The 23352-nt window shown below is 71.9% G+C and carries 18 protein-coding genes and 1 other RNA gene; 10 read left to right on the forward strand and 9 right to left on the reverse strand.

The genetic code is table 11. The features are described 5' to 3' along the window. Positions 1 to 36: 36 nt before the first annotated feature. The 4 genes from NAEX_RS20570 (at position 37) to NAEX_RS20585 (ending at position 4413) form a co-directional block, all read left to right on the forward strand. Positions 37 to 1587: an ATP-grasp domain-containing protein gene (locus tag NAEX_RS20570; protein ID WP_096329183.1), complete on the forward strand. Its 1551-nt coding sequence runs from the start codon at positions 37 to 39 to the stop codon at positions 1585 to 1587. A 99-nt stretch (positions 1588 to 1686) separates the two neighbouring features. Next, positions 1687 to 2424: an esterase family protein gene (locus NAEX_RS20575; RefSeq protein WP_211302442.1), complete on the forward strand. Its 738-nt coding sequence runs from the start codon at positions 1687 to 1689 to the stop codon at positions 2422 to 2424. A 53-nt stretch (positions 2425 to 2477) separates the two neighbouring features. Beyond that, on the forward strand, positions 2478 to 3719 hold the full coding sequence (locus NAEX_RS20580; protein WP_096329185.1) for an ATP-grasp domain-containing protein: 1242 nt from the start codon (positions 2478 to 2480) through the stop codon (positions 3717 to 3719). A gap of 337 nt (positions 3720 to 4056) precedes the next feature. Further along, complete coding sequence (locus NAEX_RS20585; protein WP_096329186.1) at positions 4057 to 4413, forward strand: hypothetical protein; 357 nt, start codon at positions 4057 to 4059, stop codon at positions 4411 to 4413. Between the two features lie 575 nt (positions 4414 to 4988). On the opposite strand, the gene ssrA is transcribed toward NAEX_RS20585, so the two are convergent. After that, positions 4989 to 5349: a transfer-messenger RNA gene (gene ssrA, locus NAEX_RS20590) on the reverse strand. Between the two features lie 163 nt (positions 5350 to 5512). On the opposite strand from ssrA, the gene NAEX_RS20595 reads away from it, so the two are divergent. Both NAEX_RS20595 and NAEX_RS20600 read left to right on the forward strand, forming a co-directional pair. Continuing rightward, entirely contained in the window at positions 5513 to 6424 is a 912-nt protein-coding gene (locus NAEX_RS20595; RefSeq protein WP_170135872.1) for a diguanylate cyclase domain-containing protein, read from the forward strand. Positions 6425 to 6434: 10 nt separating this feature from the next. Then, on the forward strand, positions 6435 to 8846 hold the full coding sequence (locus NAEX_RS20600) for a lytic transglycosylase domain-containing protein (RefSeq protein ID WP_143140817.1): 2412 nt from the start codon (positions 6435 to 6437) through the stop codon (positions 8844 to 8846). 74 nt (positions 8847 to 8920) lie between these two features. Here NAEX_RS20600 and NAEX_RS20605 read toward each other — a convergent pair whose 3' ends face one another. The 4 genes from NAEX_RS20605 to NAEX_RS20620 form a co-directional block, all read right to left on the reverse strand. Continuing rightward, positions 8921 to 9709: a hypothetical protein gene (locus NAEX_RS20605; protein ID WP_096329189.1), complete on the reverse strand. Its 789-nt coding sequence runs from the start codon at positions 9707 to 9709 to the stop codon at positions 8921 to 8923. 334 nt (positions 9710 to 10043) lie between these two features. Beyond that, the gene (locus NAEX_RS20610) at positions 10044 to 12380 is read right to left on the reverse strand and encodes a M20/M25/M40 family metallo-hydrolase (RefSeq protein WP_096329190.1); all 2337 of its coding nucleotides are present in this window, start codon (positions 12378 to 12380) and stop codon (positions 10044 to 10046) included. A 351-nt stretch (positions 12381 to 12731) separates the two neighbouring features. Next, complete coding sequence (locus NAEX_RS20615) at positions 12732 to 15215, reverse strand: efflux RND transporter permease subunit (protein ID WP_170135873.1); 2484 nt, start codon at positions 15213 to 15215, stop codon at positions 12732 to 12734. A 172-nt stretch (positions 15216 to 15387) separates the two neighbouring features. Continuing rightward, positions 15388 to 16221, reverse strand: coding sequence for an SGNH/GDSL hydrolase family protein (locus NAEX_RS20620; RefSeq protein WP_096329192.1), 834 nt, complete (start codon positions 16219 to 16221; stop codon positions 15388 to 15390). A 309-nt stretch (positions 16222 to 16530) separates the two neighbouring features. Between NAEX_RS20620 and grxD the strand changes: the two genes are divergently transcribed. Then, complete coding sequence (gene grxD / locus NAEX_RS20625) at positions 16531 to 16863, forward strand: Grx4 family monothiol glutaredoxin (RefSeq protein ID WP_096329193.1); 333 nt, start codon at positions 16531 to 16533, stop codon at positions 16861 to 16863. Positions 16864 to 16884: 21 nt separating this feature from the next. On the opposite strand, the gene NAEX_RS20630 is transcribed toward grxD, so the two are convergent. After that, on the reverse strand, positions 16885 to 17538 hold the full coding sequence (locus NAEX_RS20630) for a hypothetical protein (RefSeq protein WP_096329194.1): 654 nt from the start codon (positions 17536 to 17538) through the stop codon (positions 16885 to 16887). A gap of 261 nt (positions 17539 to 17799) precedes the next feature. Here NAEX_RS20630 and NAEX_RS20635 point away from each other — a divergent pair, with 261 nt between their 5' ends. After that, a complete protein-coding gene (locus tag NAEX_RS20635; RefSeq protein ID WP_143825597.1) occupies positions 17800 to 18528 on the forward strand; it encodes a hypothetical protein in 729 nt (242 codons plus the stop codon). A 67-nt stretch (positions 18529 to 18595) separates the two neighbouring features. Further along, positions 18596 to 19810: a patatin-like phospholipase family protein gene (locus NAEX_RS20640; protein WP_096329196.1), complete on the forward strand. Its 1215-nt coding sequence runs from the start codon at positions 18596 to 18598 to the stop codon at positions 19808 to 19810. Positions 19811 to 19995: 185 nt separating this feature from the next. On the opposite strand, the gene NAEX_RS20645 is transcribed toward NAEX_RS20640, so the two are convergent. Then, positions 19996 to 20451 (reverse strand): hypothetical protein, encoded by a 456-nt coding sequence (locus NAEX_RS20645; protein ID WP_096329197.1) that lies wholly within the window; start codon positions 20449 to 20451, stop codon positions 19996 to 19998. A gap of 95 nt (positions 20452 to 20546) precedes the next feature. Between NAEX_RS20645 and NAEX_RS20650 the strand changes: the two genes are divergently transcribed. Continuing rightward, positions 20547 to 21389 carry a 2,3,4,5-tetrahydropyridine-2,6-dicarboxylate N-succinyltransferase gene (locus NAEX_RS20650; RefSeq protein WP_096329198.1) on the forward strand — a complete coding sequence of 281 codons (843 nt, stop codon included), beginning with the start codon at positions 20547 to 20549 and terminating at the stop codon, positions 21387 to 21389. A 180-nt stretch (positions 21390 to 21569) separates the two neighbouring features. Here NAEX_RS20650 and NAEX_RS20655 read toward each other — a convergent pair whose 3' ends face one another. Beyond that, positions 21570 to 22277 carry a roadblock/LC7 domain-containing protein gene (locus NAEX_RS20655; RefSeq protein ID WP_096329199.1) on the reverse strand — a complete coding sequence of 236 codons (708 nt, stop codon included), beginning with the start codon at positions 22275 to 22277 and terminating at the stop codon, positions 21570 to 21572. Continuing rightward, a complete protein-coding gene (locus NAEX_RS53005; RefSeq protein ID WP_245913762.1) occupies positions 22274 to 23245 on the reverse strand; it encodes a hypothetical protein in 972 nt (323 codons plus the stop codon). Before NAEX_RS53005 ends, NAEX_RS20655 begins: the two co-directional genes overlap by 4 nt. Between the last annotated feature and the right edge of the window lie 107 nt (positions 23246 to 23352).

The following is a 23352-nucleotide window of genomic DNA, read 5'->3' on the forward strand; positions in this document are numbered from 1 at the left end:
TGGCAAGAGTCGCGGCTGCCGTAGGAGGAGCCGACCATGGCCAACGTCACCAAGAACATCGGATTGTCCCTCGGGGCCGACCTGTGCTGGCCCGCTTGCTACGAAGAGATCGTCAAGCGCCTCGATCTCAACATCCCCTACGGCGAGGACCTGATCAAGTTCCACGTCGAGCGCGTCAGCGTCGAGCCGTTCAACCTACGCCAGCCCGTCCGCTACCACGTGGTGCTCGACCGCCTGACGCACTGGTTCCACACCAGCCGCGAGTGGATCAAGAAGGCCGTCGTGATGGACGGCCTCTACGTGCTCAACAACCCCTGGTCGCTCCAGTCGATGGAGAAGCACACGACCTACTCGGCGATGATGGCGCTCGGCATGCCGATCCCCGACACGTGGATGGTGCCGCCGCGCGAGCTCTCGCCCGACAACCCCGACATCTACCCGACGCTCGAGCGCTACGGGCGGAAGTTCGAGCTGGCCGAGATCGGCGAGAAGCTCGGCTACCCGCTGTTCATGAAGCCCTACGACGGCGGCGCGTGGGTCGGGGTCACCAAGATCAACAACACCCAGCAGCTGCTCAAGGCCTACGAGCAGAGCGGCCGGCGGGTGATGCACCTGCAGCGCGCGGTCGACCCGTTCGACCTGTTCGTGCGCGCGATCGGCATCGGCCCGCAGGTCCACATCGTCCGCTACGACCCCGACGCCCCGCTGCACGACCGCTACAAGGTCGACTTCTTCTTCGTCGACGGCGAGGAGTGGAGCGTCCTCCAGGACACCTGCCTCACCATCAACGCGTTCTTCGGCTGGGAGTTCAACTCGTGCGAGTCGCTGCGCAAGGAGGGGACCTTCTACCCGATCGACTTCGCCAACGCGTGCCCCGACTTCCAGGTCACGTCGCTGCACTTCCACTTCCCCGAGCTGGTCAAGAACATGGTCCGCTGGTCGCTGTTCTGCGCGGCCACCGGGCGCAAGAAGGCGCTCAACCTCGACTGGGCGCCGTTCTTCGAGATCGCCAAGAAGGACCTGCCGTACCGTGAGCGCCTGGCCGGCTACGCGAAGATCGCCCGCGAGCGGATGGAGCACGACCGCTTCCAGGAGTTCGTCGCCAAGCACCTGTCGCACCTCGACGAGGTCGCGTGGGAGTTCTTCGGCACCGACATGGCCAAGGGCTTCGTGCGCCAGAAGGTCGCCGCGCTGTTCCCCGCGCACGAAGTGGACATGTTCACCGACCACTTCTTCGGCCTGATCCAGTTCTGGCGCAAGTGCGAGGCCGACCGCATGAACGCGGTCAAGGAGCAGGCAGCCGCCGCCGCTGCTGCCGCCGAAGTGGTGACCACGCCCGAGGCCGTCGCGGCGCCCGAAGTGGTGACCACGCCCGAGGCCGTCGCGGCGCCCGAGGTGGTGACCACGCCCGAGGCCGTCGCGGCGCCCGAGGTGGTGACCACGCTCGAGGCCGCGACCGCGCCCGACGTCGCCGAGCCCGCGCCCGCGGCCGCCGCGGCGCCCCCGGCGCCCGAGCCCGCCGCGTTCGCGCCGGTCAAGCCGGCCGCCCCGCCGAAGGCCGGCAAGGGCAAGAAGGTCAAGAACTAGTCTGTGCCGAAGGACATGTCCTCAAGAACCGGCTCGTCCGGCCCCGCCCGACGGGGCCGGAGCCGGACGTCCGGCCCGCCTCGCGGTGCCTCCTCAGCCATGGCCATGGATAAGACGCGCTCGACCTGGTACTCGTCGCGCCTCCGACAGGAGGTCTCCTTCGCGCGCTGGGGCAGCTACGGCCGCCCGGTGCTGCTGTTCCCGACGGCCGGGGGCGACTGCGAGGAGTGCGAGCGGATGTTGATGATCCGCGCCCTCACGCCGCTCATCGACGCCGGCCGGATCAAGGTCTACTCGCCCGACAGCACGGCGGGGAAGAACTGGATCCGCGACGACCGCTCGCCGCAGCAGAAGGCGTGGCTGCAGAACCAGTACGACGCGTTCGTCGCCGAGGAGCTGGTGCCGGCGATCCGCGCCGACTGCCGCACGCCCGACATCGAGATCGTCACCGCCGGGGCGTCGATCGGGGCGCTCAACGCGGTCGCCTCGCTGACCCGCCACCCCGACGCGTTCGCCCTGGCGATCGGCATGAGCGGCACCTACAACCTCACCGGCTGGATGAACGGCGTCCACACGCTCGACTTCCACTACTTCTCGCCGATCCACTTCCTGCCGACGCTGCCCGAGGGCCCGCAGCTGGCCCGCCTGCGCACCCGCCTGGCGATCCTCGCCGTCGGCGAGGGCCGCTGGGACCGCCCCGGCAACTCGTGGGAGATGGCCAGCGTGCTCGGCCGCCGCGGCGTGCCCAACCGCGTCGACCTGTGGGGCCAGGACCACGACCACGACTGGCCGACCTGGCGCGAGATGCTGCCCAAGTACCTCGCCGAGCACTCCTGAGCCCTGTCCGCAGGTTCCTGTCCGAACGGACCTGCGCGAAGAGACATCGAATCATGCCCGCCGTCATCTTCATCGCGCCCTTCCACCTCCCGGTGACGATGCGCTTCGTCTACGCCGTCGCGGCGCTGCCGAACGTGCGCCTGGGGCTGATCTCGCAGGAGCCGATCGAGAAGCTCGCGCCCGACCTGCGGCGGCGGCTGGCGGCCTACGAGCGGGTCGGCGACGCGCTCGACGTCGGCCACCTCGAGGCCGGGGTCAAGGCGGTGGCGCGCCGCCTCGGCGGCGTCGACCGCCTGATCGGCACGCTCGAGCAGCTGCAGGTCCAGCTCGGACAGCTGCGCGACCGCCTCGGCATCGAGGGCATGGGCGAGGAGGCCTCGCGGAACTTCCGCGACAAGGCGCGCATGAAGGACGTGCTGCAGCGCGCCGGGGTCCCGTGCGCGCGCCACCGGAGGATCACCTCGGCCGGCGAAGGCTGGGCGTTCGCGCTCGACGTCGGCTACCCGCTGATCCTGAAGCCGCCGGACGCCGCCGCGGCCAAGGGCACCTTCCGCGTCACCGACGCCGAGACCCTGCACCACGCCCTGTCGGCGCTGCGCCCGTCGCCCGAGCGCCCGGCGGTGGCCGAGGAGTTCGTCACCGGCCGCGAGCGCTCGTTCGAGACGGTGACGATCAAGGGCAAGCCGGTGTGGTTCTCGTCGACGCTGTACGACCCGCCGCCGCTGCACGTGCTCGAGAACCCGTGGATCCAGTGGACCGTGCTGATGCCGCGCGAGGAGGAGACGGAGGACACCCGCCTCGCGCGCCCGCACGCGCTGGCGGCCCTGCAGGCGCTCGGGATGGGCACGGGCCTGTCGCACATGGAGTGGTTCCGCCGCGACCGCCCGGGCGGCCCGCCGGTGGCGATCTCGGAGGTCGGCGCGCGCCCGCCGGGGGCGCAGATCGTCAGCCTCAACTCGTACGCCCACGGCGTCGACTTCTACGAGCGCTGGGCCCGGCTGGTCGTGTTCGACCAGTGGGACGCGCCGCCGCGCAAGTACGCCGCCGGGGTGGCGTTCTTCCGCGGGCAGGGCAAGACCCGCCCGGGCGCCCGCGTGGTCGCGCTGCACGGCGTGGCCGAGGCCCAGCGCGAGCTCGGCGAGCTGGTGGTCGACGTCAAGCTGCCGCAGATCGGGCAACCCCGCGCCGAGTCGTACGAGGGCGAGGGCTACGCGATCCTCCGCCACCCCGACACCGACGTGGTGGCCCGCGCGCTGCGCCGGATGATCTCGACGGTGCGCGTCGAGCTCGGCTGACGCTTCGGGCATGCTCCAAAATGCATGTCCGAAGGGACATGCTTTAAAAGGCATGTCCTTGAGGACATGCGAACTGCGCGGCTCCGCGCAGCTCGTGCAGCTTCAGCCCCGAAGGCGAGCTCATGTGCGAAGGCGCGAGACGCCAGCTCACGCCGGCGAGGCGTGGACTCCGAGCTGCGCGAGAGCCGGGCGTTCGGTCGGTTCTGCAGGTCTCCGCCGACTTATCCACAGCCCGATCCACAGCCCCGGGACGACCGGCTCGCCGGCTGGCCGGCGATGGCGCTTGACGGCCCCGGCGGCGGAGGCTGTTAAATGCCTCTGGAGTCGGAGGCGATCGATGCGTGCTTACGAGGCCTGGGAGCAGCTGGACTTCGCGACCTTCATGACCCCGGAGACGCGGACGGTCGCACGCCCCGCGCCAGGCGCGACGCTCGAGATGCACGTGTACGGCGACGACTTCGCGCTGGTGCGCGTCCGCGACGGTTTCTACGCCGACGATCGCCGGGTCTTCTACGTCTCGCGCGGCCGGGTCTACCTCCTCCGCTCGCCGCGGCTGCGCGCGGGCCAGGGTTTTCGGAGGATCACCGCCCTGCCGGCGTCCGCCCAGAGTGTGGACGAGTCCAAGTTCGACCCCGACGACGCCGGCGACCAGGCGCTGTTCGCCGTCGCCGACTGCATCGACGGAATTTATTGAGCCGCGAGTGCGCGGGCCGCGGGCGCGAGGCCGCAGGAAATCGGGACGATGAGGTTGCTCCGGGACGTCTCGCCGTTCGCGGCAGCCGTTCGCGGCAGACCCGAGCGGAGACGTGACAGTCGGCGAGCCGAGTGTGCGAGCAGGCAGCTCCCTCCGAGGTGAGAGGCGCGGATTGCCGCGTGCGGAGCGGCCCCGAAAATAGTTACGCCCCGCTCAGGCTGCCGTCAGGGCAGGTCTGCAAGCGGGGCGGCAGGTCGACGAGACCGTGCTCGTCACCATGCGAAGATGGGTTGGCCGGGCTCGGGTGCCGAGTCCGGCCGAGAGAGTTACGCCCCGCCCAGGCAGCCGTTCGGGCTGCCTGCCAGCGAGGCGGCAGGTCGACGAGACCGTGCTCGTCACCGTGCGGAGACGGGTGGCCGGACTCGAATGCCGAGTCCGGCCGGGAGAAGTGACGCCCCGCCCAGGCTGCCGTTTGAGACGGCGGTCTGCCAGCGAGGCGGCAGGTCGACGAGACCTTGCTCGTCACCTTGCGAAGGCGGGGAGGCCGGACTCGTGTTGCCGAGTCCGGCCGAGAAGAGTGGAGGCGCCGGGAATTGAACCCGGGTCCGCGAGCCATCCGGTGGGACCACTACGTGCGTAGCCGCTGTACTTGATTTAGCCCCGGAGCATGCCCACGGCAGGCCCTCTCCGGTGCGATCCCCTCATCTCACATGTGCGCTCGGGGCGAGGCGCGCACGCCAGCTCCGGTGATCACACCCCCGTCCCTATCGGAGCCTCTCGGGCGGGGATGTCGCGGGTTCTTACGCCGCGAGGGCCATCTGGCCGTAGCTGTTGTCGTTGGCAGCTATGTTTCCCACTCATTTTTACGTGGCTGAGTAGGCAGCCCCGGCACGCGATCCGTCACGTTCAGTACCCCCGTCGAAACCTGACACCCCCGTGAGTGGTTGGCTTTTCGCCGCGGCGACGGGCGCCGCGGCGGATGAAGAGTATGAGTCGGCCGACAGGCCCGCGCAAGGCCGCGGGCGCGCGCCGCGGGCGCCCCGGCGCACGAGGCCCAATTGTTGCCCCGCGGGGGACGCCGGCCCTACGATGCCGGCCAGTGGCCCCTGCGCCCGGACGTTTTCAACCTCCCGACCGCCCCTCCGACAAGGAGGGTCCGCGGAGGGCGTTCGTCGTCGTGCTCGCGGGCGACCGCATGGGCGAGATGTTCGAGCTCGACCCCGCGTACACGACGATCGGCCGCGGCCTGACCGCGACGGTGCGGATCAACGACGAGGGAATCTCCCGCACCCACGCGGCCGTATCCGTCGACAAGGGCGTGTACTACCTCTCCGACGCGGGCTCGACCAACGGGACGTTCGCCAACGGCGAACGCGTCGACCGCCATGCGCTGCGCGAGGGCGACAAGATCCAGCTCGGGGCCGCCAGCGTGCTCCGCTTCACCTTCCACGAGGACACCGACGACGACCAGCAGCGCGAGCTGTACGAGTCGACGCTGCGCGACCGCCTCACCGGCCTGTTCGCCCGCGGGTACTTCCTCAACCGCCTCGAGAGCGACGTCGCCGTCGCGCTGCGCCACGGCAAGCCGCTGGCGCTGGTCCGCTTCGAGGTCGACCGCTTCGCCGGCGTGCGCGCGGCCGTCGGCGATGCCGCGGCCGACCAGGTCCTTCGGGCCATGTGCCTGACGATCGCCGAGAGCACCCGCAGCGACGATTTGCTGGCCCGCCTCGGCGACGAGGACTTCGCGTTCCTCTGCCGCGACGTCGACGCCATGCGCGCCTCGCGGGCGGCCCGGCGGCTGCGCGAGACGATCGCCGCGCGCGAGCTGCCCGGCGCGGAGCCCAAGCACCTGACCCTCTCGCTCGGGGTGGCCGACCTCGCGCTGCTGCACGAGCCGACCGCCGAGGCGCTGATCAAGGCCGCCGAGTCGGCGCTGACGATCGCCCGCCGCGCCGGCGGCGATCGCGTCGAGATCTACGACCCCGAGAACGAGCCGACCCGACTGGTCTAAGGAGCAGGTGATGCAACGCCCCTCGATTCGCGGCCCGGTGGCCCTGCTCGTGCTCGTGAGCCTGTCTTTTGGGGCATGTCGGGGCGAGTCGACGCCGCCGCTGTTCACCGGCGACCTCGGCAAGTCCGCCGGCGAGCCCGACAAGAAGAGGGAGCCGCCGCCGGTCGCCGAGCCCGAGCGCAAGCTGTGGTTCTCCAGCGGGCCCGGCCGTGACGCGATCCTCGCCCGCGAGCGGCAGAACTTTTCGGCCGCGGTCAAGCTGCTCGACGAGGTGCTGCAGGACGGCTCGCTCGCAACCGACGACCGGGGCGCGGCGCTGTGGCTGCGCGCGCTCGAGGACCTGCGGGCGCAGAAGTTCGCCGAGGGCGCCGCGCGGCTGGCCGAGGCCCGCACCGCGCCGGGGCTGGCCGCGGTCGCGCCGCGCCTGCGCCTGCTCGAGGCCCAGGCGTGGCTCGACGCCGGCATGCCGGACAAGGCCAAGGCGCCGCTCGCCGGGCTCGTCGAGGCCGCCGCCGGCACCGCGATCGAGCCGGCCGCGACGATCACCGGCGCCGACGCCAAGGCGCGCACGGGCGACCGCGACGGCGCGCTGGCGCAGTACGCCGGCTTCCTCGCCAAGTTCCCCGAGTCGGCGCGGCGGCACGAGGTGCGGGCCAAGCGGGCCCGGCTGTTGGCCGAGGGCGAGGCGCCGGAGGAGCTGCGCGAGGCGATCGAGCTGTACGAGAAGCTGCTGCTCGACGTGCCGCTGTCGGACTACGGCGCCGAGGCCGAGGAGCGGCTGCCGGCGCTGGCGCAGAAGCTCGGCCTGCGGCGCAGCTTCACCGAGGACCGCGACGCCGTGCGCCAGCGCCAGCTGGCGAAGATCCGCGACCAGCTCGCGCGCAGCCGCTACGCCGGGGTCATCCGCGACGTCGACGAGTTCCTCGCGCTGCAGCCGGCCGACGCCGACCGCTGCGAGGCGCTGTTCCTCAAGGGCACGGCGATCTTCAAGCAGCGCAAGCGGGCCAAGTCGCGCCCGGTGTTCGAGTCGGCGGCGGCGGCCTGCCGCAAGGCCGGACCTGGCCGCAAGGACACCCTCGTCAAGGCCCTCTACCAGGCCGGCCGCGGCCGCTACGCCGAGGGCGAGTACGAGCGCGCGGCCAAGCAGTTCACCGCGGTCGCCGACGAGTTCCCCGATCACAGCTACGCCGACGACTCGCTGCTGCTGGCCGGCGAGTCGTGGGCCGAGAAGAACGACAAGCCGCGCGAACGCCAGGCCTACGAGCGCATGCTGAAGGACTTCGGCGACGGCGACATGGCCTTCGAGGCCCGCCGCCGGCTGCTGGTGCTGGCGCTGACGCAGGACCGCCCGGCCGACGCGCTCAAGCTGGCCGACGACGGCCTCGCGGGCAAAGGCTTCGACCTGCGCGACCGCGCCAAGCTGCACTACTTCCGCGGCCGGGCCCTCCACCGCCTCGGCCGCACCGACGACGCCGTGGCCGCCTGGCTCGACGTCATCGCCACCGCGCCGCTGAGCTATTCTGGCCTTCAGGCCATGTCACGCCTGCGCGAGGCCGGCGAGGAGCCGCTGGCGCGCGGGATCGCGGCGCTGTCGAAGTCGGCCGATCAGGCGGCCGTGCGCCTCGACCTACCGCCCACGCCCGCGGCCGAGCGCGCGCTGCTGCTGGCCCGCCTCGGCCTCGGCGACGAGGCCCGCGAGGAGCTCAGCGACGCCAAGATCGACGGCTGGCCTGCCGCCGCGGTGCTGGCCCAGGCCGGCCTCTACGGCGAGTCGCAGCGGCTGCTCGGCGCGCTCGGCAGCAGCTGGCGGCAGAGCCCGCCGGGCGCGGCCAACCGCGAGCTGTGGACGATCGCCCACCCGCTCGCGTTCTCCGACCTCGTGCGCGCCGGCGAGGGCGCGCACCAGGTCCCGTGGTTCCTCACCTTCGCCATCATGCAGACCGAGAGCCGCTTCGAGCCCGGCGTGACGTCGTGGGCCGGCGCCCGCGGCCTCGTGCAGCTGATGCCGGCCACCGCCAAGGACCTCGCGCGCCAGGCCGGCGTCGACGGCTTCGACGAGGCCCGCCTCTACGACCCGTCGCTCAACCTCGACCTCGGCACGCTCTACCTCGGCAACCTCGTGCGTCGCTTCGGCGGCGACGATGCCGCCGTGCCGCTGGCGATCCCCAGCTACAACGCCGGCGCCGGCGCGGTCGACAAGTGGCTCGAGAAGCGCAAGGACTGGGACTTCGACCTCTTCATCGAGGCCATCCCCTACGACGAGACCCGCGCCTACACCCAATCGGTGCTCGAGCGCTGGCTCAGCTACCGCTGGCTGCACGCCCCCGCCGAGCTCACCGCGGCCCAACGCCTGCCCTACGTGCCGCTGACCCTGCCGAGCCGCGTCCGCGGCGTCTCGCCGGGCCCGGTCGACCACGGCTGAGCCGAGGGGGCATGTCCGGAGCGACATGCTCGGGCGGACATGCTCGCTGGCACATGCCCAAAAGGGCATGTCCCTCAGGTCAGCCGCGGCGAGGGCAGCTTCTTCGGGCCGGCGGCGCCGGGCGGGAGGGCGTGGTTGTCCTCGGCGAGCTTGCGCTCCATGCTGCGGATCTTCGCGGTCAAGAACGCCTCGGCGCCGGCGTACAGGCAGACGAAGGTCCACACCGGCGAGAGGTGGGTGATCCACGCGAGGCTCCACACCGCGAACACCAGCGAGGCGCGGCCGATGTCGCCGTTGAGCAGCTGGCCTGTGCCGGGGAGGAACAGGCTGAGCAGGCCGGCGGTCGCGGGCAGGCGCGGCTCCTCGTCCTCGAACGGGACCAGAGCTGTCTCTGCGGACAGGCGGGCCAGCAGCGCGTGCTCGCCGAGCTCCTGCGCCGCGGCGCGGAACTCGGCCTCGAGCTCGCCCTTGGTCTCGGGCGTGACGCCGTAGCGGACCACCGAGCCGCCGCCGATCGCCACCAGCACGCCGGCCTGGCGCATCGCCTCGAGCGCGTTCTCGACGTCCTGGCGCGGCGAACCGAGCGCGTCGGCGGCCGAGGCCACCGTGAGGAAGTCGATCCGCGGGTCGGACAGGAGGCTCAAGATCCGCGCCGACAGCGGCGAATCGAGCGGGTCCGTCTCGCGGAACGGCGTCGTCTCGAGCGCCGCCGACTGGTCCCAACCGACGCCGCGCCGGGCCAGCGCTTGCGACTCCGATGCCTCGCGTTCCGCCTCGAGCCCGCCTTCACGAGCGAGGTCGGGGCGCAGGCGACGCGCGGTGCCGAGGGGCCGGCGCCCCTTCGTGGGCCGGAGACGATTCATGAGAGAGCCAGAGTAGTCCGTCGTGAAGAGTTGTCACGGGCCGTCGCTCGCGCGGCCAGCCGCCTTCTGGTTCACCATAGCAAATGTCGCGGAGCGTCGCCGCCGGACGTGCGGAGGGCGACAATTCCGGGCAGCTTCGCGCCGCGGGTGAGCTCGCCGACGAGGCCCGGCAGACGCGCAGCCCGGAGCGCCGTTCGAGCCCGCCCGCCACCGGCCTCGGGCCTCGTGCGGGCCCGCGGCATCCGCCGCGGCGACGAGCACCGCAGGGCCTTGCCGATCGGGCCTGCCGACGCGTGACATCTGCGACCATGTGGACGGAACTGCGCGCGGGTCGTCACAGCGAGATCTGGCGCGACACCATGGTCCGGTCGCCGCCGTGCGAGGGAACGGCCCAGGTCGGGCGCGCCGCCTTCAGCGCGTCACCCGCCGCAGGAAGCCCTTCCGACAGGTCCCAAACAACAGCCTCGACCGGGTCCTCGCTGTCCAGCTCGAGCGTCACCACCACGCCCTCCGGCGGCGGCGCGACGAGCCCGTAGACCTCGCCGCCGGCGACGTACTTGCGCCGGTGCTCCGGATACGGCGGCAAGGCAATCCCGTTCATCGCCACCGCCCGCAGCCCCGCGGCCTCGGGCACGAACATCGCCATCACTCGCGCGCCGCGGGCCGACCGCACGCGCACGACCACCCGTCGACCCGAGCTCGGCGGGGGCTCCGGGTCCGCTTCGGGCTCGACCTGCGGGGGCGCCAGCTCGGGCGGGGGCGACCCGGCCGGCGCGACGAAGCTCGGCGACGCGTCGGTGTCCCACGCGAACGCCGGCTTGGCCGGACCGAACGGAGCCGCCCCCTGCAACCCCGCCGGCAGCGGCGCGTCCGCGCCGACGACCCACCGCCCGGCGTCGCGGTCGGCGTCGAGGTGGTACAGCAGGCTCAGGCGCCGCGGCCGCGCCTCGCTGTACGCCGGCGAGGTGACGGCGATCGCCGTGGCGCCCGCGCTGACGACCGCGAGCGCCAGCACGAGCGGTCCGCGCAGGCGACTCAGCCCGTGCCACAGCGGCGCCAACAGCGAGGCCAGCAGCGCCAGCACCCCGGCCGCCGCGGGCCCGAGGCCGAACACCGCCTCGACCCGCACCGCCGCCTGCAGCCACATCAGCGCCGGCAGCGCCAAGCCGAGGAGGACGAGGAGTCCGGAAGGCCATGTCCCCCACGACATGCCCGATCGAGCATGTCCGATACAACATGTTGCAAACGCCAGCACGCCCGCGAGCAGCGCCGGCGGCAGCGCGCCGACGCTGGCGCCCGGCAGCGCGACGGCCGTGACCGCGGCGATCGCCGCCAGCCACAGCCAGGGCCCGAGCCACAGCCAGGCGCGAGCGGCCGCGTCGGCGCGCGCGAGCGGCCCGACCAGCGCCCCGCCGGCCGCCAGCACGGCCGTCCACAGCGCGACCCGGGCCGGCAGCGGGGCCGCGTGGCCGGCGACCTCGGCCGCGGTGAGCCAGGCGATCGCCGCCATCAAGCCGGCGCCGATCGCCGCCGGCGCGCCGACGAGGACCGCGAAGCCGAGCCCGCGAGCGAGCCACGCCCTGCGATCGCCGCCGACCTCGCGCGCGAGCCGCCGCGCGACCGGCACGAGCAGTCCCAGCGCGAGCGCGGCGAGCCCGGGGATCCACAGCGTCCGCAGGTGGAGCAGGCTCGCCCCGAGCGCGTCGACGTAGACCCGCGAGCGCTCCGGCAGCGCCCCGAGATCGGCCTCGGCCAGGGCGCGCACGGCCGCGAGCGCGGTGTCGCCGAGGTGCTGCACGCTCGGCGGGTCGAGGTTGGCCAGGCGATCGAGCGGCGTGTGGTAGTGGGCCTTGTCCTCGCCGAAGCCGAAGTCGAGCGCCGGCCAGCCCGCGTTCTTGTAGACGGTGAAGTCGGTGTCGTACGGCGTGAGCCCGTAGACCGCCCCGATCACGCTGGCCCCGTACGGTCGCGGCACGGCCTCGGCGATCGCGGCGATCAGCCCGTCGTTGTCCGCGGTGGTGCGGGTCAGCGAGGTGACGCCGCGCGTGCCTCCGGCGTCGAGGTTGATGACGGCGCCGATCGAGGCCGCGCGCGGGTGGGCGTCGACGAACGCCTGCGCGCCGAGCAGGCCCGACTCCTCGCCGTCGACCAGCACGAACACCACCGGGTTGCGCGGCCGCGGCCCCGCGAGCAGCGCTCGCGCCACCTCGAACGAGGCGGCCACGCCCGAGCCGTCGTCGCCGGCCCCGGGCCCGGCCGCGACCGAGTCGTAGTGGGCCGAGACCAGCAGCGCCGGCCCCTCCTCGCGCCCCGGCAGCGCCGCGACCACGTTCCACACCCGGCCGCAGCCGGCGCTGCGCGGCCCGCAGGCGAAGCCCTCCTGGACCTCCGCCTGCACGCCGAGCGCCGCGAACTCGGCCAGCATCCGCTCGCGCAGCGCCGCCGCCGCCGGTGAGCCGACCGGGTGCGGCGCGTCGTCGCCGATCAGCCGCTCCAGGCGAGCGAGCGCGCGGGCCGCCGAGAACATGTCCTCCGGGACATCTTCACCGCGCGCCGGCGGCGGCTCGAGTCGCGTCTGTACCAGCGCGAGCGCCCCGGCCAGCAGCCCCGCCGCGGCGACGAACGCTGCCGCGCCGCGCAGCCCGGACCCCCGCTCGCCGGTCGTGGTCACGCCCGCACGTTACCAGCTCGCGCGACCTCTCGCCACCCACGAGAGGCGCCTCGACATGACCATTGGGTCATGTTCCAAAGGTCATGCAAAGGCCGCACGCCGCGAGCGCGAGGCGGATTATCGGTGCGCCACCCGCGTCACCTACCTCGAGTGACCCGGCTGTCGCCCCGTCGGCTCGGCCCCCGAGCCCCTCGACCAGCAGCGGCGCCGCGGGGCGACGAAGGACGCCCCCCCCCGCGTAAAGGTCACCGAGGCGCCCGCCGCATGCCGTCAGCTCGCGCGCCTCTCCGCCACCCGATACCCGCGCCAGGGCATGACCTCGAGGACATGCCGTAAAGGTCATGCGTAGCGCTACCGCTTGCGCCGCGTGGCGATGGCGGCCACGCTCGGCAGCACGAGGATCGCGGTCACCGCGGCGATGCCGATGCCGAACACCGCGAGCACCCCGATCCCGCGCAGGCCGCCGGAGTCGGCGATGCAGAACGCGCCGAAGCCCATCGCCGTGGTCGCCGTGGCCGCGCCGATCGCCGCGCCGGTCTCGCCGAGCGCGTGGGCGATCCCGCCGGCCTCGTGGCGGAGGTGGCGGATCCGGTCGGTCAAGTACACCCCGTTGTCGACGCCGATGCCGAGGATGGCCGGCAAGATCGGGATGTTGAACAGGGTGAAGCGGACGCCCGCGGCCGCCATCAGGCCGACCAGCCACAGCATCCCGAGCAACAGCGGCGCCAGCGTCCACAGCGTGCGCGACAGCGAACGGATCTGCGCCACCACGATCACCGCGATCAGCACCAGCGCCATCGCCAGCACCGTCGGCGCCTCGGACTGCATCAGCTTGTACATCAGCGCGTAGACCGTGGTCTCGCCGACGAACAGCGCGTCGTCCGACTGCAGGCCCTCGACGCCCGCGGTGTACCTGGCCGTCTCCTCCATGAACTTGAGGCCCATGGAGATGTCGGCCGCGTCGAAGTTCGGGTAGGCGTAGACCGCGAAGCGGCCGTCCTGGCTGTACACCTTGTCGCGGATCGCCGGCGGCAACCGCTCCACCGTCACCGGCTCGGCCTTGAGCATGTTCTGCAGCCGGCGCGCGTCCTCGGCCGAGAGCCCCGCGTCGTCGTCCTCGCCGCGCCCGGCCGCGCGCTCCTCGAGCCGCTTCCACGTGCGCTCGGGGATGTCGGCCGTCATCGCCGCGATCGCCTCCTTGCGCTTGGCCGGGTCGATCGCCGGATCGGGCAGCAGGTCGGGCGCGCCGAGCAGCTCTGCGACCACGGTACCTGTCCCATCAGCCACGCGATCGTCCTGCACCTTGCGCGCCTGCGCCAGCACCGCCCGCGCCTGGTCGAGCGTCGACACCACCAGCACCCCGGCGTGGATGTCCTTGCCGAAGATCTTGCTGATGAGGAACACCTCGGGCTTGTAGAGCGCGCGGGTGCGGGCGGACTGCAGCTCGCGGGTCGAGTTCTCGAACTCGGCCTTCGGCGCCATCACGGCCGCGCCCACGGTCAGCGCCGCGACCAGCCCGAGCATCAGCCCCGGACGCGCCAGCACCACCCGCGTGAGCAGCCCGGGTCGCGGGCTGCCCGCCTGCCGCTCGCCGACCCGCTTGACGCCGACGAGGCAGAGGACCGCCGGGTACACGGTGAGCATCGCCAGCAGGCACAGCGCCACGCCGAAGCCGGCGATCAGGCCGAACTCCTGGAACGCCGGGAACACCGAGCTCGCCATCACCGCGAACGCGCCGAGCGTGGTCGCCGAGGCGATCAGCAGCGGGCCGATCAGGTTGGAGAAGGCGCGGGCGATCGCCTCGCGGTCGCTGCCGCGGCCCTGCTCCTCGCGCACGCGGACGAGGAAGTGGATACCGGCGTCGATGCCCATGCCGACCACCACCGTCGAGATCAGGCTGGTGATCGCGTTGAGCCGGCCGAGCACGAGCTCCGTCACCGCCATCGACCACGTCACCCCGCACACCAGCGGCACCAGCAGCGTCAGCACCGCGCGGCCCGAGCGGAACAGCAGGTAGAGGATCGCGACGACGCCGAGCACCCCGAACGCGCCGCTGCGCAGCATGTCGCGCTGGATCGTCTCGCGCTCCTCGGCCTTGATCGTGTACGGGCCGACGACGCTGTAGTGGATGCCGGAGTCGGACCACGGCGCGCCGGGCTGGTTCATTACCTCGGCGACGTCGGCGCGGATCTGGTTCGACACCGCCGCGGCGAAGTCGAGGTCGCTCGACGGCTGGGTCGGGTGGATCAGCAGCACGAGCGCGGAGATCTCGTCGCGCTCGAAGTAGTCCTTGAAGCTGGTGCGGGCCAGCGCCGCGTCCTGCTTGCTGCGGATGAAGCTGCGCAGGGCTTTGGGCGCCTCGGGGTCGGGCTCGTCGAGGCACACGTCGGGCTCGGCGCGGCACAGCTCGTAGTGCGTCCACGCCTGAAAGTGCTCGTCGAGCGCCTCCATCTCGGCGTCGCTCAGGTAGTAGAGCGCGTGCTCGGCGAAGAAGTCGCTGCGCAGGCGGTACTCGACGTCGCGCACCAGCGGGCTCTTGCCGGCGCGCTCGGCGATCGCGTCGGCGAGCGCGTGGCGCTGCTCCGGCGAGCCCTCCTTGATGACGACGTTGACGCTGCCGAGCGCGCCGAACGAGGTTTCGATGCGATCGAGGCTGGCGAGGACGGGGTGGTCCTCCGGCAGCAGCGAGCGCAGGTCGCTGTCGACGCGCAGCAGCGACGCGAGGTAGGCGGAGACGACGGTGAGGACCAGCGCCAGCGCGAGCACGAGGCGGTGCTGCGCGAGGACCCATGCGATCCACCGTTCACGCAGGCGCTTGTGCGAGGCCTCGGACACGGGCGGGGCCATCTTGCCCCAAGCGGCCGGCCGAGCGCGAGGTGCATGTGCATCGTCGCGCAGGCCGGGGGTGAGTTTGCCCGTCGATTTTTGCCACGCCGGGCCGTGGCGTCACGGGTCCGCGCCGACCGGGCCCGGAGGACAGCTGTCGGCCGCGAAAGGCCCGCCGCTCTCACCCTGCAGGCGTGGGCGCTTCCGCGGGCGCACCGGCGACCGCGAGGTCGGCCGACGTATCCGGCTGGGCCCCGGACAGCTCCGCGTGGATGAAGGCCCGCACATGTGCCTCGACGCGCTGGGCGCCCGCGACGCTGAGGTGGATCCCGTCACCCGCGCGGACTCGGACCGTCTTGCCCCCGGGCACCCCGTCGGCGTCGAGCCGGTCGGTGTAGGCGCCCTTGTCGTCGGCCAAGAGCCGCCAGATGTCGATGAAGTGCGCGTTCGGGCGGATCGCCATCTCGGCCCGGTAGATCGTGTTCACCCGCTGGACCCGCACGTGGAACTTCTCCGGCCGCATCACCGGCATGCCGATCCAGAACAGCGGCTTGCCGCCGGGGGCGACGATGTCGGCGAAGGCGTTGACGCGCCGCGCGTATTCCTCCGGCCACTCCGGCTCGGGCCAGGTGATCCAGCTCTTGTCCGGCATGCGCAGGCCTTGCACGTCGTTGCCGCCGAACATCACCACCGCGGCGTCGGGCACGAACTCGTCGACCTGCTTCTGCGCCTCCTTGGGCCAGGAGAAGAAGTCGGGGCGCGCCAGCCCCGTGCTGCTCTTGCCCTTGCGCCGCACCACGTAGCCGTGCTCCTTGCGCAGGCCGTTCTCGAGGAACAGGCCGACGCCGCCGGCGATCATGCTGTCGCCGACGATGAGGATGCGCTTCTTCGGGGGCTCGGCGGACTCGGCCGCGCGCGCCGGTCGGGGCAGGAGCGCGGCACCGGCGGCGGCGGCGAGGCCGTGCAACCAGGTCCGACGTGAGCACTGGGGCGAGGGCAGGGTCCGCGGCGCCATGCGAGCGGAAGTGGTTATGACCCGAGCGGCCGACCTTCCGCAAGAAGGGCGTTCGCGGCGCCTTGCTGGGGTGCGGCCCAGCGTGTATCTAACGCCGCGAGAGCGGGCCCCCGCGATCGAATGCGCGCGAACCCCGGCCCGCGGGACCAATTATAAACGCACGGTCCGCGGCCGGACTGGCCACTCCCACCACGGCCGCCCACCTTGCGGCCACGACCGACACACCGGCCCCGCGAATTCCACGGCCCTCCCGGCCACCGACTCCACGGCCCTCCCGGGCCACCGACTCCCCTGATTGTGAGACCGCCGATGCAAGCCCACGAGGACGTCCAGAAGTTCATCGCCCACCTCGTCGCCAACAACAAGGTCATGCTCTTCATGAAGGGCAACAAGAGCTTCCCGCAGTGCGGCTTCTCGGCCGTGGTCGTCGAGATCCTCAAGAAGCACGCGGTGCCGTTCGAGACCTTCAACGTGCTGTCCGACCCGGCCGTGCGCGAGGGCGTCAAGCAGTTCGCCAGCTGGCCGACGATCCCCCAGCTCTACATCAACGGCGAGTTCATCGGCGGCTGCGACATCGTCCGCGAGATGGACGCGAACGGCGAGCTCGCGGACAAGCTCAAGGCCGCCACCGCCGCGGCCTGAGCGCCTCGCCCCGCGGACCGGTCAGCCCGGCGGGTAGGTGCAGACGCCGATCTTCATCATCTGCATCTCGGGGATGCCGATGTCTTCGCACATCGAGCCCTCGGGGCAGTCGTCGTTGGCGATCACGCACAGCAGCGCGCAGATGTCGGCCTGCTGGTCCATGTCGGTGTCGAAGGCGCAGACGGCCTGCACGTCGGGGTCGAGGCCGTCGGGCTTCGGGCACATGCCCTGACCCATGCACTTCGGCGCACAGAACGAGCCCTGGACCTTGCCGCTGGTGCTGCTCGAGTCGACGCAGGCGGCGTTGCCGTCGCAGTCGACGTTGTTGGCCACGCTGCAGCTCTCGTAGGGTCCGGTCGACGGGATCACCATCATCGTCGTCGTGCCCTCCGTCTCGGGCTCGCCCGTGGTGGTGGTCGTCGTCGTGGTCGTCGTGGTGGTCGTCGTCTCCTCGGCGGTCGTCCCGGTGGTCGTCGCCGGCCCGGTGGTGGGAATCGCCTCGGTGGCCGTCTCGCCGGTGGTGGTCGTCGTGGTCTCCCCGGTGGTGGTCGTCGTCGTGCTCGTTGCCGGCGTCTCCGTCGCAGTTGCCGGCGCCGTCGTGGTGCCGTTGGTGGTGCTGTCCGTCGCCGAAGTCGCCGGTTCCTGCTCGTTGCAGGCGGCGAAAGCGAGCACCATGGAGAGAGAGAGAAGGGCGTTTGAGCGCATGAAACCGAACTCCTAGAAGGGGCCTGCGAGAGCGGCGATGCGTACCGGCTCCCGCGTTCCCGGTGTCAAGCGCTAGATACCGGGGTTGAAATGTATGCTCCGCGGATCTGCTGGCGCAGCGCCATGGAACAGCGGTCGGCGCGAGGTCTCACCCAGGCGATCGCGGAGGTGCGTGGTCAGCGAAACATCGGCTACGATGCACGGCTGAGAGCAAAGAGAAACGAGACGATCATGATTCGCCTTCGAAGAGTGTTCGGTGTCACGAGCTTCGCCGTCGCGGGGTTCTTGTTCGGCTGCTTCGCGGAAGACAGCGGCGAGTGCAGCGCGGGCGCTCCTTGTCCTCGCCGCGGCGAGGCGTGCGACGACACGACCAAGACGTGCGAGCTGCAGATGCTCGACGTCGACGCCACCGGGCCCGATCCCGCGCCCGCCGGCTTCACCGACACGCTGCCGTTCTTCCGCGGCACCGTGTGCGCGGCGACGAACATCCAGCCCGGCGACAAGATCCCGGTGAAGCTCGAGATGTGCGTCGATCCATGCGTGACGTCGAAGGGTCACAAGTTCAAGAGTCAGTACAAGTGCAACGGTACGGTCTGCGAGGCGGCCCTGGTCGTCTACCTGCCCGACGCCGTCGGCGCCGCCTGCCCCGCCGCCGCGTTCGGCGAGTTCCCCAAGGCCAACTGCAAGTACGTCACGATCGAGGCCTCGGCCGGCCCGCTGTCGACGCAGAGCAGCGGCGCGATCACCGGCACCGGCACGCTCGAGCTGCCGTTCCTCACCAACGAGGACGCCAAAGAGATCGACGCGACCAACAATTACGACGCGGTGTGGCAGATCATCTACAAATACCCGCAGGACTCGGGCCGCGTGTTCCAGCTGTCGATGAATCCGAACAATCCGCCGGCGCCCCCGGACTGCAAGGACCCGGCGAAGTGTACTTGCAAGGAGATCGGCTTCTAGTGCTGCGGTCGCGCCAGGACGGCGGGGTCACGCGTCGCTCGAAAAGCCGCACCGACGGAGCGTTCGCATGAGCGGCGAGCGCCCCAGAGTCGGCCTCGTGTTGTCCGGCGGCGGAGCGCGCGGCGCCTACGAGGTCGGTGTCCTGCGTTACATCCGCGAGCGAATCCGCGGCGAGTCGCGCTTCGACATCATCACCGGCAGCAGCATCGGTGCGATCAACGGCGCCTACGTGGCAGCCACCGCCGACCGCCCGCGCGCGCAGGGGCGCCTGCTCGCGCGCGTGTGGACCGAGCTCGACCTCGACGAGGTGTGCCGGTTCGGGTGGACGCAGATGCGCAGCCTGCCGCAGGTGCTGTTCGGCCGCACCGGCGACAAGGTCGGGCACGGGCAGCAGATCGGCGGCCTCATCGACCCGCGCGCGATCCAGAACTTCGTGCGCGCGCGCCTGCCGTGGCGCGGCATCACCGAGAACCTGCACCACGGCCACATCTCGGCGGTCGCCTGCACCGCCACCGAGGTCGCCACCGGCACCGTCACCACCTTCGTGCAGACCGCCGACGGCAAGCTGCCGCAGCGCTGGCCCGAGAGTCAGCGGCAGAACGTGGTGCTCACGCCGATCACGGCCTCGCACGCGCTGGCGTCGGGGGCGATCCCGGTGCTGTTCCCGGCGGTGCGCGTCGGCGACCTGCTGTACGCCGACGGCGGCCTGCGCCAGCAGACGCCGCTGCGACCGGCGATGCGGCTCGGCGCCACGCGACTCTTGGTGGTCAGCCTGCGCCACACCGCCGGCGACGAGGAGGTGCGGCAGATCCGTCAAGAAGCCGAGGGCACGTTCCCGAGCGCGATGTTCATGCTCGGCAAGGTGCTCAACGTGCTGCTGCTCGAGAAGGTCGAGGCCGACATCGAGCGGGTGACGCGGATGAACCAGATCCTCGCCGCCGGCGCGCGCGAGTTCGGGCCCGACTTCGCCCTGCGGCTGGCGACCGGGATGCAGAAGGAGAAGAGCACCGCGTACGACACGATCGACACGCTGCTCATCCGCCCGAGCCAGGACATCGGCCGGATCGCGTTCGAGACGGTGCGCCGCACCGGCCTCAGCCGCTACTCGGGGATCGTCGCCCGCCTGATCCGCTGGGCCGTCGCCGCCGACGACGCCCGCCAGGAGAGCGACCTCGCGTCGTACCTCCTGTTCGACCCCGACTACTGCCGCCAGCTCATCGACCTCGGCTATCAAGACGCGGCCAGCCGCCACGCCGAGCTGATGGCGCTGTTCGACCGCTGATCATCTGTCTTTTCGGACATGCTCGACGCGCGGCGGCGCGGCCGCGCGTGGCGAGGTGTCCGAAAGGACAGGTGCTCGCGGCGCGCCGGGCCGACGACCTCGGCGCTCGGACGCGTTCGCGCCCCCGGGTCGGCCACGGCGGCCCGGTCGCCGGGCCCGCCCGTTTTTCACGAGGAGGAGCCGCGCTACTTCGCCTTCTTCTTCTGCTTGGCGGCCTTCTTCGCCGCCTCTTTGTCGGCCTTGGCCTTGGCGGCGTCCTCGGCCTTGATGTGGGCCTCGATCTGCTGCTTGGCCGCGCACTGGCACAGCGTGGCCCCGCCGAACAGGTCCATGCAGGCGGCGGCGAGGTAGCGCAGGGTGCTGTCGGGGCAGAAGTGGCCGAGCATCGTGCCGCAGAACTGGCTCTGGCCGGCGTCGCTGCTCTGGCACTTGCACTTCGCCGGGTCGTTGAAGCAACCCTCGCGGGCGAACTTGACGCCGGCGGGCTTCTCCTTGGCCGGCAGCGCGGTCGCCCGCTCGTTCTTGTAGAGCGCCTCTTCTTCGGCGGGGGACACGGTCTGCGGCTCGCCGGCGCGGGCGAGCGGGGCGAGCGCGAGGGACAGCACGAGCGCGAGGGGGACGCGGCGGAGGCAGGACATCATGGACACCTCGACGCCGAGGGTACCACGAGCGCCGGCCCGGCGGGCGGCCGCGAGAGCGCTTGCGCCCCGCCACCGGGCTGTGCGATGCCCCGGGCATGCAGAACTCGTCCCACGACCACGCGGACCTCCAGGCCCGGATCGGCGAGGCGTTCGCCGATCGAACCTTGCTCAAAGACCAGGTGTACCGCGACGCCGTGGTGGAGACGATCGCCGAGCTCGACCGCGGCCGGCTGCGGGTCGCCACGCCGGGGGCGCCCGGCGAGCCGTGGACCGTCCACGCATGGGTCAAGCAGGCGATCCTCCTCTATTTCGCGGTCTGCGAGATGAAGACGATCGAGCTCGGCCCCTACGAGTACTTCGACAAGATGCCGCTCAAGCGCGACTGGGCCCGCGCCGGGGTGCGCGTGGTCCCGCCGGCGACGGCCCGCCACGGCAGCTTCATCGAGTCGGGCGCGGTGCTGATGCCGAGCTACGTCAACATCGGCGCCTACGTCGGCTCGGGGACGATGGTCGACACCTGGGCGACCGTCGGCAGCTGCGCGCAGATCGGTCGCAACGTCCACCTCTCGGGCGGCGTCGGCATCGGCGGAGTGCTCGAGCCGCCGGGCGCGACCCCGGTGATCGTCGAGGACGGCTGCTTCCTCGGCTCGCGCGCGATCGTCGTCGAGGGCGTCCACCTCGAGCGCGAGGTGGTGCTCGGCGCCAACGTCACCCTGACCGCGTCGACGCCCATCCTCGACGTCACCGGCCCCGAGCCCGTCACCCACAAGGGCCGCGTCCCCGCCCGCTCCGTCGTGGTCCCCGGCACCCGCCCCAAGCGCTTCCCCGCCGGCGAATTCCAGGTCGCCTGCGCCCTCATCATCGGCCGCCGCAAAGAGAGCACCGACGAGCGCACCAGCCTGAATCAGGCCCTGCGCGAGTTCGACGTGCCCGTGTGAGCTCTTCAAGCCAGGGACATGCTCCCCGGGGCATGTCCTTTGGACCATGTCCTTCAGAGCATATCAGAGACCGGCAGTCTGTGACGTGCTCGCGTCGGACGAAGCAGCGTGACGCGCCGGCCGACGAGGCCGCCCGGGCGTTGCTCGAGCGCGCCCAGGCTTCGACGACCCCCCGCGAGCTCAGCGGACGTTCTTCTTCGGCCACAGCCGCGAGTTTCGCATCGCCTGCTGCACGTCGATTTTGAAGTTCTCGCGCTCGTCGCGGCTGGTGAGCTGGACCAGCGCATCGACGAGCACGGGGAACGTGTAGGGCGACGGGTTGACCATCAGCAGCCACTCGCGGATCTGCTCGCGCATCATCACGCCGGCCTCGCTCGCGGTCTTGCCCGCGCGGATGAGGTACGACGTGAACACGCTCTGGACCTCGCGGAGCACCGGGCCGAGCTCGCCGAGCATCAGGCGATCGACCTCGTCCTCGGGCTCGGGCACCGGCGCCGAGCCGGCCGACATGCTGCTCTCGGCGGACGAGCTGCCGATCGACGAGCGGAGCCCGGCGAGCCTGCTCTTCAGGACAGCTCGCACCGAGGGCTGGGCCGAGTCGCGCTCGAGCATGATGGTGAGGGTCGCCTCCTCGCGGACGGGGACGATCATCATGCGGGCGGTGTGGAACGTGATCAGCAGCTCCTCGATGGGCGAGCCGACGGTGGCCGAGGCGACGACCATGCGGCGGACCGTCTTGGCGATGTCGGTCGCGGTCGCGGCGTCGAAGTTGCTCTCGCTGGCGGTGTAGCCGCCGTCGACGGTCGCCACCAGCGAGCCGCGGACGCCGGGGAGCCGGTCGAGTTCCTCGAGGAGGCTGACTAGCTGGCGGTTCGGCTCGGCGCTCATCGTTTGGTATCGACTCCCATAATCGCGTCGCGGATGGCCTCCGGGTCATGTCCCGGCGCGATGGACAGCACCGCCGACGTGGCACCCATGCCGACCATGATCATCTGTTGGCCGCTGGCCGAGCGGGCGATCACGCCGTCGAACACGTGATAGCCGAGCGTGCGGGCGATGCGAGCGGCGCCCCGCATGTAGAAGCCGGCGAGCGTGACGACGGTGCTGTTGTTGCGCATGTCCTCGGCGATCACCTTGCCGGTGCTCGAGATGATCGCCACCCCGTTGACGCCCTCGAACTGCCAGAACTGGCCGAGCATCAGCTCGCGCGTCTCCGGGTCTTCGAGCAGGTCGACGGTGTTGGCTTTCTTGATCGGCCGGGCGTCGGGGCGCGCGGGTTGAGCCGCGGGGGCGCGCGTCACCCCCGACCCCTGGCCCGGCGGGATCGTCGTGGTGCGCACGGCGGGGATCGACGTCGGAGTGGCGCGCGCCGGCACGGCCGGGATCGAGGCCGGAGTGGCGCGCGCCGGCACCGAGGCCGGGGTGGCCCGCAGGGCCGGCACCGACGTCGGCGTGCCGCGAGCGGGCGTCGGCATCGCGGGCTGCGCCACGCGGCGCTCGAGCGTCTGCACGCGGCGGCGCAGCACCGGCACGCCGTCGTTCGACGGCTCGGGCGCACGCTCGCCCGAGCGCTCGGACGACGACCGCTCGGGGAGGCGCTCGCCGGAGCGCTCGGACGACCGCTCCGGCGCGCGGGACGGCGGCGCCTTCGGGCTGCGCGCCTCGATCTCCTCGTCGTCCTGCGGCAGCGCCAGATCGTCGATGCGAGCGATCGCCGAGTCGGCCACGCTCGCCATGTCGACGTCGTCGGGCCGCACGTCGGAGGCCCGGCGCAGGCCGCTGCCGCCGTGCGACGGCGAGCTCGGCTGCGACGACGGCGGGGCCGAGCGCGCGGGCGAGGTCGCCGGCTTCGGCATCGGCGCTCGCGTCGGCCTCGCCTCGGCGACCGGGCGCGGCGGCGGCGTCGGCTCCGGCTCGGGCGGCGGGGGGCGGCGCGCGGCTTCTCGTCCTCGCGCTCCTCGAC

The organism is Nannocystis exedens (assembly GCF_002343915.1).
In the GTDB taxonomy this organism is placed as follows: Bacteria; Myxococcota_A; Polyangia; order Nannocystales; family Nannocystaceae; genus Nannocystis; species Nannocystis exedens.